Source organism: Methylophilus sp. 13 (assembly GCF_015354335.1).
GTDB lineage: Bacteria > Pseudomonadota > Gammaproteobacteria > Burkholderiales > Methylophilaceae > Methylophilus > Methylophilus glucosoxydans.
Window position 1 is genome coordinate 464,701 of record NZ_JADKYR010000002.1, and the last position, 12,103, is coordinate 476,803.

11 protein-coding genes are annotated in these 12,103 nt (G+C 50.8%); 1 reads left to right on the top strand and 10 read right to left on the bottom strand.

The features are described from left to right. Positions 1-184: 184 nt before the first annotated feature. The 9 genes from INP77_RS06420 to INP77_RS06460 all read right to left on the bottom strand — a co-directional run bounded on the left by INP77_RS06420 (position 185) and on the right by INP77_RS06460 (position 9,798). Entirely contained in the window at positions 185-2,668 is a 2,484-nt protein-coding gene (locus INP77_RS06420; RefSeq protein ID WP_194748187.1) for a TonB-dependent receptor, read from the bottom strand. A gap of 246 nt (positions 2,669-2,914) precedes the next feature. Then, on the bottom strand, positions 2,915-3,601 hold the full coding sequence (locus INP77_RS06425) for a Bax inhibitor-1/YccA family protein (protein WP_194748188.1): 687 nt from the start codon (positions 3,599-3,601) through the stop codon (positions 2,915-2,917). 112 nt (positions 3,602-3,713) lie between these two features. Then, positions 3,714-4,613: a lipid A hydroxylase LpxO gene (lpxO, locus tag INP77_RS06430; protein ID WP_194748189.1), complete on the bottom strand. Its 900-nt coding sequence runs from the start codon at positions 4,611-4,613 to the stop codon at positions 3,714-3,716. Positions 4,614-4,685: 72 nt separating this feature from the next. Beyond that, positions 4,686-5,732 carry a beta-N-acetylhexosaminidase gene (nagZ, locus tag INP77_RS06435; RefSeq protein ID WP_194748190.1) on the bottom strand — a complete coding sequence of 349 codons (1,047 nt, stop codon included), beginning with the start codon at positions 5,730-5,732 and terminating at the stop codon, positions 4,686-4,688. A gap of 23 nt (positions 5,733-5,755) precedes the next feature. After that, on the bottom strand, positions 5,756-6,883 hold the full coding sequence (locus INP77_RS06440) for a class I SAM-dependent methyltransferase (protein ID WP_194748191.1): 1,128 nt from the start codon (positions 6,881-6,883) through the stop codon (positions 5,756-5,758). Between the two features lie 39 nt (positions 6,884-6,922). Next, positions 6,923-7,615, bottom strand: coding sequence for a queuosine precursor transporter (locus tag INP77_RS06445; RefSeq protein WP_194748192.1), 693 nt, complete (start codon positions 7,613-7,615; stop codon positions 6,923-6,925). Next, positions 7,612-8,409, bottom strand: a complete 798-nt coding sequence (locus tag INP77_RS06450; RefSeq protein ID WP_194748193.1) for an ABC transporter permease — start codon at positions 8,407-8,409, stop codon at positions 7,612-7,614. The genes INP77_RS06445 and INP77_RS06450 overlap by 4 nt, the downstream gene beginning before the upstream one ends. Beyond that, a complete protein-coding gene (nikB, locus tag INP77_RS06455; protein ID WP_194748194.1) occupies positions 8,406-9,317 on the bottom strand; it encodes a nickel ABC transporter permease in 912 nt (303 codons plus the stop codon). The genes INP77_RS06450 and nikB overlap by 4 nt, the downstream gene beginning before the upstream one ends. Next, positions 9,310-9,798 (bottom strand): L,D-transpeptidase, encoded by a 489-nt coding sequence (locus tag INP77_RS06460; RefSeq protein ID WP_194748195.1) that lies wholly within the window; start codon positions 9,796-9,798, stop codon positions 9,310-9,312. The genes nikB and INP77_RS06460 overlap by 8 nt, the downstream gene beginning before the upstream one ends. A 156-nt stretch (positions 9,799-9,954) precedes the next feature. Here INP77_RS06460 and INP77_RS06465 point away from each other — a divergent pair, with 156 nt between their 5' ends. Beyond that, complete coding sequence (locus INP77_RS06465) at positions 9,955-10,650, top strand: VIT family protein (protein ID WP_194748196.1); 696 nt, start codon at positions 9,955-9,957, stop codon at positions 10,648-10,650. 6 nt (positions 10,651-10,656) lie between these two features. On the opposite strand, the gene INP77_RS06470 is transcribed toward INP77_RS06465, so the two are convergent. Further along, complete coding sequence (locus tag INP77_RS06470; protein WP_368667927.1) at positions 10,657-12,057, bottom strand: ABC transporter substrate-binding protein; 1,401 nt, start codon at positions 12,055-12,057, stop codon at positions 10,657-10,659. Between the last annotated feature and the right edge of the window lie 46 nt (positions 12,058-12,103).

Sequence of the window (12,103 nt, forward strand, 5' to 3'; positions counted from 1 at the left end):
AGCATCAAAGACTAGTTAACTCTGGAATCATTACAGCTTCCAAAAGCTATAATGCAAATCTGATGCCAATGAAAAAAAATAGTGCAAGCCATTGAAAATAAAATAAATTTATAAGGAAAAATATTTCTCGCTTTAAATCATGGCTGCAAACAACCGCAGGAAGGCTAAAATCAACCACCACCTATTAGAAATCCCAACCAACTCCTAGCCACGCAGCTCTAGGAGCGCCAGGAGCATAAGAGGTAACACGCTCCCAATTAGATGAGTTGTGATTAAATCCACTAACCCCAAGATTCCCAGGAGCACTGCCAGAACTGACAAATGGATTCGTTACCAAACTGCCTGCAGTGTAATAATGGCGATCAAAAATATTGTTTACCTTAACGAAGAGCGTTATATCTTTGCGAGGCTTGTAACGAAGCTGTAGGTGAAAAACAGCATAGCCAGGGATTTGACCGGAGTTTTGAAAAGTACGCGACTCGGTGGTCCCTGTGTTATCAATCACGCTCACCACCGTGCCCGCTTTATGTTCGTTATTTTCATTACCGCGAACATAAGCTGAACTAAAGATATTCGCATTGATATCAAGATCAAACTTTGGTGAAAAATAATACTCAAGCCCCAACTTCAATTGATGATTAGGTACCCCTGGAAGTTGATCACCTGGTTCCACTTGATAACTAAACCGCTCACTCAGCTTGCCAAAATTGCTGACATCAAATTGTGATGTGCTATTTGCATTATTTCTCAACCTTGCTGCTGTCTGGTAAGTTGCCATCAAGTAGGTGTAATTAATGTCAAACTTGAACTTTTCTTCGATAATACTTGTGCCCAACTCTATACCTTGGCGACGCGTCTCGCCAAAGTTAGTGAAGTAGCCCATTTGATTACTGACCGGGGAACCAACAAACAAGATGTCATTTTTTAGATCAGTATTGAATATTGCAAAATTCCATGTGGATTTTTTACCCCACATCCCCCGTGCACCGATTTCAGTGGTCGTTGACATAACTTGCTTTAAATAAGGGTCATCCGTTAAAGCAGAGGGTACTCGACAGGGCGCATTAGGATTTGCACAAGCCAGCTCCAGGGCAGATGGCAAACGATTCCCGCGACTAACACTCCCAAATACATTTAGCCGTGGAGTGATTGACCATGAACCTCCAATTGAGGGAGTAAACGATTTGTAATCAAAAGATTCGAATTGCTCTGGCCTGTAAAAAATACTGTCATCCGCAGACGAGAGACCATTACGACTGCTGATGAGGTTATTTGACACGGTTGCACGCGTCCAACGTCCTGAAAATGTGAAATGTATGTTAGGGCGTGGGGAATAGGTATCACTAAAAAAGGTAGCCTTAATCACCTCATCACCACGGAGTCGGTTGATTAAAATATCCTCACCAGAATTCACCGGATAATCTGGTAAAGAAACTGTTTGCACTACACGATCACTATCAAGTGTCGCCAACCGTGAGCTGCTTTGATATCGGACATCCTTAGTGTCTTTTGAGACACCGAGAAGGAAATTGTTTTTCTCCCCCTCAAAACGATAGCTGAAAGTCACCCCGTTTGCAGACAAGTCCGATTTGGTTTTATTAAGCAACGCAATTGGCGCACCATCTACTTGGCCGCCAGGATCACCTAACCCTCCTTTCTTGCCATCATAATCACTGTCATTAAAGTCATCATTCCAATCGCCATTTTCTGTATCGCGTTTGGTTTTTCGTGAAAAAGTCATGAATTCGAAACGATGCTCATCACTAACTTGCCAACTACTACTAAAGTTATAGTGATTAGTTTTATTATTAGTAATATCGGGAGCTGTAAAAATACTCGACCAGTCTTTTTGTAGCATAGACAAAGGCGTTAAGCCGTTACCAAACAAACTATTATCAGCATTCAAAACACTCAGCGAAGTATCAAGATTCCCTACCCGACCTTCCAACTTAAGAAAGGCTTGCCGTACTTCCGTAGGTGTTAACTGTCTCCATCCGGTTTCTTCAAAACGATTGACAGCTAAAAATGCAGCCAGATGCTCGTTAGCTGAACCACCAACTGACATCTGAACTTGCTTGCGGCCCCAAGAACCAGTTGAAGCTTTAATCTCATTGACGTCGCGCGAAAAACCACTTTTAGTCCTCATGGTGATTGCACCACCAATAGTGTTTAGGCCAAACAATGGATTCGAGCCGGGTACAAGATCCAAGCGTTCAATCGCATTCATGGGAAAAGTATCCCAAGTCACGGTATCCCCAAAAGGATCATTCATACGAGCGCCGTCAAGATATACCGACATGCCTTGCGCAGTTCCAAGTAGGGGGGATGCGCTAAAGCCACGAAAATTCACATCCATCTGAAACACATTGCCACCATAATCGTTGACATTCACAGACTGCATGCGGTCACCTAAATACTCACTCAGGCTGGACGACTGTGCACGCTGTATATCTTTCGCAGTTTTAGACTTTATATTCGAGACACTCTCTTCTTGAGTGACCCCAAGATCAGGAACAACTTTTGGCGCAGTTACTTCAATTTCGTCTAGGTTAATCTTCTGATCATCTTGATTACGTTTATTTGCTTCAACAGGCTTATCAGAATCAACCGCATATGCCCCACCCGAAAATGCAGCTAATAAAAGCATTGTTTTTATTGTGTACTTCAAAGCATCCCCCTCTCTCCAAGAATGCTTTACAGCAAAAAGCAGACCATATACCCCCACAATTTTTTCTCTATTTAAAACAATGTGTTACGAATTACAAAGTTGAATGAACCAATTCATCTGGTTGTAATAAACCACATCGGCTAAAGTCAACCAATCACAAACTCTTTTTTCGCATGAACTAAATTGATGCAAATAAAAAACCCGCCAAATTCTTGGCGGGTTTTTTGAGATGAAAAAACTCAGAACTTAGTCGCGGTTGCCTAATACTGCCAACAAGATATTCAACAGGTTCACAAACAGGTTGTAGATATCCAGATACAGATTCAAGGTCGCCATCACATAGTTGGTCTGACCGCCGCGCACGATCTGGTTCACGTCGTACAAAATGTAGCCGGAGAAAATCAGCACTGAGACGCCAGAGATCGCCAATGACAAGGCTGGAATCTGGAAGTACATATTAGCCAAACCAGCGACAATGGCCAGAATCAGACCTATCATCAGGAACTTGCCGATACCGCTGAAGTCACGGGCTGGGGATGAGCCGATACCAGCCAAACTCAGGAAGGTAATCCCAGTTCCCGCAGCTGCCAAGCCGACAATTTCAGCGCCGTTGCGCAGATGCAGGGCAAATTGCAGGATAGGGCCAAGCATCACGCCAAAGACAAACGTCAGCGCCAACAGCAACCACACGCCTACACCACTGTTCTGGTTAACCGCGATCAGTTTGAACATGCCAAACATCACGGCCATAAAACCAATAAAGAACATGAATGGGTGTGCCGCCATCCAGCCAAAATTCATCTTCAGGCCAACATAGGCACCGATCACGGTTGGCACCATGCTCAAACCCAGCAAGGCGTATGTATTGCGCAGTACGCGATTTTGCGTTTCGGATAATTGACCGTCACGACCTAAAACTTGCATATCTGACATAGTGTATTTCCTCTTTTCAATTAAAACTAAAAACAGCTTCTGTAGTTAAGATAATGGCAAACACCTAAAGTTTCAAGGCTTTGCGTGACATTTGTGTGAACAATCGTTCAGTTTACAGCTTCCACAGTCCGTAAATGACTACCGCAATCAGCACGATGCGCGTAATTTGATAAACGGTTTTATTCCACTTTTTAAAACGGCGCCGGTACTGACCGATCACCCAGGCATAATGAAACAGGCGGTTAATGACGCCGGTCTGGTCCCCGGCCTCGTTTGGCGAGCTGGCTGCAGTGACGATGGTATTGGCCAGAAAGCGGTTGACTGCCTGCGCCCAGCGATAGCGCATGGGGCGTTCAATGTCGCAAAACAGAATCACACGCGTTTCATTGGTCTTGTTATAGGCTTCATGGATATAGGTTTCATCAAACATGACGGCCTGCCCATCACGCCAGCTGTAATCCTCACCATCAACGCGGATAAAACACTGATCGTCATTAGGGGTGGCAAGCCCTAGGTGAAAGCGCAAAGAGCCTGCATAGGGGTCACGGTGTGGGCGCAGATGCGCGCCAGGCGGCAGCTCGGCAAACATGGCGGCTTTGACGCTGGGGATGCTTTGCAGCAAGGCGACTGTTTTTGGGCAGTAAATGCTGGCAGAGGGATGATGTGCGTCATACCACTTGAGGTAAAAACGCTTCCAGCCAGTTTTAAAGAATGAGTTAAACCCGGCATCGTTATTGGTTTTGGCCGCAGCAATGCGCTCCTGTTCGCGTACATACAACGCTTCTTCACGGATTTCCTGCCAGCGGTCGGTGATCGCTTTCAGTTCCGGGAAGTCATGCACCGGTAAATACGGCGTGGTCGGCGCTTTGGAGAACAGGTATAAGAATACATTGAATGGCGAAACAATGCCGGAATGGTCAAATATCTGGCGATAAAAGCGGTGCCTGACCTTGCCCCTGAAGTGCACATAACTGACCGAAGCCAAGAAAATGCCAAGAATGATCCATTTCATAATTGATACCGATGTTTACGCCGTGATTAGATTGTCATCAATAATTGTCTAGCTTACCGCAACCTTCCGGCTTCAAGCAAACAAATCCGCCTCTTTTTGACCGACCATGGCCACACGCTTGACCGCTTCTACATAGGCCGCAGACTCACGTAATGCCACCATATCCTGCGGATGATGACCGCCATGCATACGTGCCAGGCGCGCAATACTTTGTGCAGAAATCTTCCACGTTAACTTGCTTAACAATTCATCGGCCAAGTCCGGGCGGTTGCATAACAACACCATATCGCACCCGGCGTTCAAGGCAGCCATGGTTCGTGCAGTGACGTCACCTGCCACGGTGGCGCCCTCCATACTTAAGTCATCACTGAAAATCACACCATTAAAACCCAAGCGCTCACGCAGCACCTTTTGCAGCCAGCGGGACGAGAACCCGGCCGGTCTATCATCGACCTTGGGATAAATCACATGTGCGGGCATCACCGCATGCAAGCCCTCGTCTATCATGCGTACAAAAGGTTGCATGTCGTTTTGTGCAATCTGGTCAAACTCGCGGTCATCCACCGGAATGCTCACATGCGAATCAGCCACCACAAAACCATGCCCGGGGAAATGTTTGCCCACCGCAGCCATGCCAGCCTTTTTAAGGCCTTGCATCAGGCTAAACGCCAACTCATTAATCGCCTGCGGATCACGGTGAAACGCGCGATCCCCAATCACCAGGCTGTCGCCATAGTCCATATCCAACACTGGCGTAAAGCTGAAATCCACGCCATGCGCCCTTAGCTCTGCGCCCAGCACATACCCGGCCTCTACCGCCAGCTCTTTCGCTTTGCGTGGGTTTTTGTCCCAAATATGGCCAAACTCGCGCATGGGCGGGATTTTGGTAAAGCCTTCTCGGAAGCGCTGCACCCGGCCGCCTTCATGATCCACGGCAATCAGCAGCGGCGGCTGACGCACCGCATGTATACTGGCAGTGAGCGCCTTGAGCTGCGCGCAACTCTCAAAGTTACGCGCAAACAGTATCACCCCGCCGACTAGCGGATGTTGCAAGCGGCGGATATCATCGGCGGTGAGTTCCTTGCCGACCACATCCAGCATGACGGGACCTAAAGACATAACAAATTCCTATTATTCAAAATTCAAACGCATTTTAACCGATAAAGACTGGTTACTTCTTTGGCACGGGCAGCATATAACGGATCCGATTGATCGCTGGCCTTGGCATGTGTTGGCGCAATATCCAGCTTGTCGACCACCTGCAACCCTGCTTCATGGATCCATGTATTTAAGGCCTCAGGCTGGCGCAAGCCAATCTGCTCAGCCAAATTAGACATTATCAGCCACCCCTCGCCCTCAGGATTTAAATGCGCTTTCAAGCCACTTAAAAAGCCTTTCAGCATCTTGCTTTCGGGGTCATACACGGCATGCTCAATCGGCGCATTCGCTTTGGCAGGTAGCCAGGGAGGATTACAGACAATCAGGTCCGCACTACCCGCTGGAAACAAGTCTGCCTGCATGACTTGAATATGGCTTTGCATATTCAACCGCTGGATGTTTTCGGTGGCACACGTCAATGCTCGCAGCTGGTTGTCCGTTGCGACGACTTGCTTGACGCCCCGCGCTACTAAAATGGCGGCAATCACCCCCGTGCCGGTACCAATATCCCAGGCCACCTGCGGACTACTAAGCGGCGCCTGGTCAATGAGGTCGAGATACTCACCACGTACGGGCGAATACACCCCGTAATGCGCATGTATATTGGCATTCAGCGCATGAATCGGCACGCCTTTTTTACGCCACTCATGTGCCCCGACCATGCCCAGCAACTCACGCAGTGAGAGCACAAGTCTTGCAGGCAGTTTGCCGGTATTGTCATCCACAATCAAAGCCGCCTGCACGGCCGCTTTGACGTCTGGCGCACGCGGCAAATCGCAGGCACCATACTTAAGCTCGATTAATACTTTATTCGTAATATTGGCACGACCGATCTGGCGCGCGCGATGCTGGTGAAACGCTTCCAGCAGGCTAGCCGCCGGTTTGACTGGTTTTCGGTCTACACGCCGCGTAATCGCTTGCAGCAATTGCTTGGCATTTTGAAAGTCACCGCGATATAGCAAGGCGGTGCCCTCACACGCCAGACGGTAGGCTTCATCCGCTTTGGTGGTGTCGTCTGCAATCACCACGGCTTTGGGCGCAGGGTTACCCGCTTCTGACTGCCAGTCAGCGGCTTGTGTTTTGTTTTTTTCGTACCAGTTAATCAGGGTCAATGGGGTTCCGATAATCAGAAGTTGTCAAAGGTAGCCAGTTTAAAGCTTAAACGGGCTAAAGTCGGTATGGGTATCGTAATAGTCTTCTTTTTCTGCCCGTTTGAGAAAAGCGACGATTTTATAGGTGACTGGCGTAAAAGCGACTTCTACCAGCACTTTGGCCGTAAATTGCGCCAGCACAATTTGCGGCATCATGGCATCTGGGAATTCGCCTGAGCCATAAAAGGCCAGCGGAAAAAATAACATGGTATCAACCGCCTCGCCAAAAATGGTCGAGCCTATGGTGCGGCTCCATAACCAGCGGCCACTGGTCAACACTTTCATTTTGGCCAGGACAAAGGAATTCACAAACTCACCAGCGACAAAAGACACCAGCGAGGCCAGCGCAATGCGGGCAGTCGAGCCAAACACAGATTGATAGGCCGCCTGATCATGCCAGTCCGGTGCGGGCGGCAAGGCCACAATCACCCAGGCCATCAGGCTGGCAAAAGCCAGGCAGATAAAGCCGGTCCAAATGACGCGGCGCGAGGCGGCATAGCCATACACCTCAGTGAGGATATCGCCAAAAATAAAACTGATGGGGAAAAACATGATGCCCGCGCCAAACGTGAGTGCACCCAGCACAGGGGCGTGGATTTCAGTGATTTTACCGGGGCCGATCAGGTTGGAACAAACCAGCACAACCGCAAATGCGGCCATAATGAGGTCGTAATAACGGTATTGTTTTTTCATGCTTGCACTCCCTGACGCACATCCAGCTTGTCCCGCAAGACATCCCCCCCCAAGTTAATTGCCAGGATCAGGCTCATCATGCACACGCCTACGGTCAACACATAATGGGGGGCGACCAGCATAAAGCGCACCGCATCACGCAACATGGCACCCCAGGAGGCTTCCGGGGCCTGAATCCCCAGGCCAAGAAAGGACAGCGAAGCTTCTGCAATCATGACACTGGCCATGCTGTAGGCAGCCTCAACCATTAAAATCGACAGCAATAGCGGCAAGATGTGGCGCAACATGATACGCCATGCGCCAGCACCTAATGACTCAGCCGCCAGCACATGCAGGCGCTGGCGTAGTGCCAGAGCTTGCCCGCGCGATAGTCTGGCGTAGGTCACCCAGCCGGTCAGACACAAGGCCAGGATCAGGTTATTGAGACCCGCACCCAGCACGGCGGCAAACGCAATCGCCAGCAAGATCCCGGGAAACGCCAGAAAAATACTGGTGATTTGCATGAGTACGTCATCCAGCCTGCCGCCATGATACCCGGCCAGCAAGCCTATCGTCAGGCCTATCGCCATGGTCATGGTCGTCACGATCACCGTCACCATGAATGACACTTCTACGCCATGTAATACGCGCGCCAGAATGTCACGGCCCAGATCATCAGTCCCCAGCCAGTGTTGTGCACTTGGCCATTGTAAAATCGCATCCAGATCAATCTGGTTGGGGTTCATCTCGACCAGGCGACCAAGTAGTACCGCCAGCAGCCAAAACGCCAGGGTCAGCAGCGAAAAGGTCTTCATGCCTGACCTCGCGTGCGTGGATCCAGCCATCGATAGGCCAAATCTGTGCCCTGGTTAATCAGTACATAGCTCAAGGCAATCACCAGCACACAGGCTTGCGTCACCGGGTAGTCGCGTTTTTCTATGCTATCCACCAGAAGGCGGCCGACGCCATTCCAGCCAAAAATGGTTTCTGTGATCACCGCCCCGGCCAGCAAACTGCCCATTTGCAGACCAACAATGGTCACCAGCGGCAACAAGGCCGCCCGCAGGGCATGTTTAAGGATCACTTGTTGCTCACTTAAGCCTTTGGCGCGCGCCGTGCGGATATAGTCTTCATGCAAGACCTCGAGCAAGCTGGTGCGTGTCATGCGCGTGAGAATGGCACTTAAGCCCAAGCCCAGAGTCAGCGCGGGCAACACTACACTTGCCGCGCTTTCCATCCCGCTCACGGGCAACCAGCCCAGCCAGACGGCAAACACCAGCATGAGTAACGGTCCTAGCCAAAATGCCGGCATGGCCGCGACACGGATACTGAACAAGGTGATCATCATGTCTTGCCAATGTCCTGCCTTGAGTGCAGACCAAACGCCCAGCGGAACACCAATGCTGATGCCTATGCACAAGGCCGACACCGCCAATAGCATGGTCGCTGGATAGGTTTGCAGCAACAAGGTTGAAATATCGGTATGCGTGTGTATGGAGACACCAAAGTCACCGTGCAAGAGATGGGCGGTATATTGCAAAAACTGCTGCCGCATTGGCTGATTCAGGCCGAGTTCTGCTTTTAGTGCCTCGCGGTCGGCCACACTGGCAGACTCGCCCAGCATGACATCCACCGGATCGCCCGGCACCAGATGTAGTAGCAGGAATGTCAGGCAGAGCACCCCGAGTACCACAGGCAGCAATGTCAATAAACGCTTAATCATCCGCCTCGTGCAGATGGACTGGGGTACCCACAGGCACCAGATCAAATAACTCAATCAGGTCAGTATTACGCATGCGTACACAGCCGTGCGAACCGGGCTTGCCGAGCTCGGTGCTGTCAGGCGTGCCATGAATGTAAATATACCGCTGCATGGTGTCTACTTCTCCGAGGCGGTTTTTACCTGGCTCGGTACCACTGAGCCATAAAATGCGGGTCAGAATCCAGTCACGTTCAGGAAACGCCTGTTTCAAGGCTGGTGTAAAAATCTCTCCCGTGGGCCGGCGGCCAACGAATACGGTGTTTTCCGGCGCGCCCTCGCCAATTTTGGCGCGAACAATATGGGTACCTAGCGGTGTACAACCGCTGTTTTTGACACAGCCTACCCCATTCGCCGCCGTTGACACTGCGTACTGTTTGCGCGGCTGGCCCTGATCATCAAACAAGGTCAGCGTTTGCGCCGGAATTGAAATATCAATATGCATAGTTATTATTCTAAGCCATTTAATCGCAATTGCATGGCCGTTGACCGCAGATTTGCAAGTCGAGCGTCTGGGGCAATATAAATTGCATTACAATCGTTGCACCAATGCTTTTAAACTCTACCCTCTATCGCAACCCCTCAATCGTACAGGTGCGCCATGCAACATCATGAAAAACATTTTTTACAGCGCAGTGGCTGGTTACGTGCAGCCGTATTAGGCGCCAATGATGGCATTATCTCTACCGCCAGTTTGCTGATGGGCGTGGCAGCAGCAGGGACTGCGCAACAGGCATTAATGATGACGGGCATTGCCGGGCTGGTCGCGGGGGCGCTATCCATGGCTGCGGGCGAATATGTCTCGGTGAGCTCGCAAACCGATATTGAACAGGCCGACCTAGCGCGTGAGGCGCAAGAGCTCACACAAAACCCTGAAAGCGAGTTACGCGAACTCACTGGCATTTATATCCAGCGCGGTTTGTCGCCTGCGCTGGCAAAACAGGTCGCCCAGGAGCTGTCACAACATGATTCTTTAGGGGCACATGCGCGTGACGAATTAGGCTTGCATGACATCAACCAGGCTAAACCACTGCAAGCCGCATTTGCCTCCGCATTAGCCTTTTCTAGCGGGGCGCTATTGCCATTGCTGACCACGCTACTCGCCCCGCATGCACAAGTGCAGTCGTGGCTGATGTTCAGCACCTTGCCATTTTTGGCCTTGCTAGGCATGGTGGCCGCACGTACTGGCGGGGCCAGTGTCAGCAAAAGCGTCATCCGCGTGGTGATCTGGGGCGCGCTGGCGATGGTCGCCACGGCGCTGATTGGCCACTGGTTTGGTGTTCAGGCCCCGGTTTAAGCAAGCTTAATGTGGCGCAGCGTGAAAAGCCACTTTGGTCAACCCATCCCAATTGCCATCCGGCGCCGGGGTATAGCGTTTAATTGATCCTCGATAGGCGGCAAACTGACCTTCATACCAGAGTGGGATCACGGGCAACTGCTGGTGGACACGTTGCGTGACGGCAGGCCAGTCTTCTTTCTCCAACAAGGCATCCAGTTGGGCATCCTGATACCGCCCTCGGTTAAAACCTGTGGGCGGAATACTCTTGGAACCAAAGACTTTGCCATAGATTTCCGGGGTTTTAATGCCCACCCAGGTTAAGCCGTAAAGTTGAAAATTGCCTTTTTGCACATCGGCAAAAAAAGTGCCCCAATCCAGGCTCTTGATTTGCAAGTCTATGCCTGCGGCTTGCATCTGTGCCTGCAAAATCGTCGCCAGCCGCACCCGTTGCGGGTCTGTGCTGGTTTTATAGATCAGCGTCAATGGCAGCTTGACCCCGGCAGCTGCCAATAACTGTCTGGCGCGAGCGGGATCGTAATGATATGGCTGCAATTGCGCATTGCCCGCATAATGTTCGGGCGGCAGGATAGCACTGGCTTGCCGACTTTGACTGACCATGACTTTATCGATGATGGCCTGTGGATCAATCGCATACGCAATCGCTTGCCGCACGCGCGCATCCTTTAAAAAAGCTGCCTGGGCATTAATGCCCAGATAAGAGTAATTGGCACCCACCCCGGTATTCACCGTGATATTCGCTTGTGTTTGCAGATACTTGACCAGCTCAGGCGGCAAATCGCCCTGAATCAAATCGGCCTCACCACGCTTGAGCTTGAGCACGCGCACATTCGGGTCTTTGACTTCTTCAAAGCGCACCTTGAGTCCATCTCCCAATCGCTCCAGCACCAGCGAAGATGACCAGCCATCGAACTTGAACGGCCCACTGCCCACTGGCGCATGGCTAAAGTCATGCGCAGCCGCAATTAATCGTGCGGGGAGGATGCCGACAATCATACGCGCCGCAAAATGGGGATCGGCATGCGCCAACGTAAAGTCTATGGTCTTTGCATCCGGGGTGCTAATGTTGCGAATATGCCTGAATTCGGCAGTATGGGGCGAGTCTTTGAGTGTGAGCAGGCTATCGTACGTCGCTTTCACATCGGTGGCCGTCAAAGGCTGGCCATCATGAAATACTGGGGCCCGCAGCAAGTGAAAACGGTAATGCAGGGGATCCAGTTGCTGCCACGAAGCCAACCCGGCGACCTCGTGTGATGCGGCATCAAACTCGACCAGTCGCTGATAAACCAGGCGATTGACCCGCTCTGAAGCCGCATCGGTAGCATAGCGCGGATCCAGATTGAGTGGCGCCTGCGCCACTGCAAACACCAGTGTATTCGGTGCATTGGAAGAATGACAGCCGGCCACCCCTCCCCCTAAACAGATCAACGCCAAAAGGTGCGCCAGCTTGAGC

What these genes read in the sequence shown, in the direction of transcription:
- INP77_RS06425 (WP_194748188.1), bottom strand. Translation starts at nt 3,601, where the DNA reads ATGTCAGATATGCAAGTTTTAGGTCGTGACGGTCAATTATCCGAAACG.
- lpxO (WP_194748189.1), bottom strand. Translation starts at nt 4,613, where the DNA reads ATGAAATGGATCATTCTTGGCATTTTCTTGGCTTCGGTCAGTTATGTG.
- nagZ (WP_194748190.1), bottom strand. Translation starts at nt 5,732, where the DNA reads ATGTCTTTAGGTCCCGTCATGCTGGATGTGGTCGGCAAGGAACTCACC.
- INP77_RS06445 (WP_194748192.1), bottom strand. Translation starts at nt 7,615, where the DNA reads ATGAAAAAACAATACCGTTATTACGACCTCATTATGGCCGCATTTGCG.
- INP77_RS06450 (WP_194748193.1), bottom strand. Translation starts at nt 8,409, where the DNA reads ATGAAGACCTTTTCGCTGCTGACCCTGGCGTTTTGGCTGCTGGCGGTA.
- nikB (WP_194748194.1), bottom strand. Translation starts at nt 9,317, where the DNA reads ATGATTAAGCGTTTATTGACATTGCTGCCTGTGGTACTCGGGGTGCTC.
- INP77_RS06460 (WP_194748195.1), bottom strand. Translation starts at nt 9,798, where the DNA reads ATGCATATTGATATTTCAATTCCGGCGCAAACGCTGACCTTGTTTGAT.
- INP77_RS06465 (WP_194748196.1), top strand. Translation starts at nt 9,955, where the DNA reads ATGCAACATCATGAAAAACATTTTTTACAGCGCAGTGGCTGGTTACGT.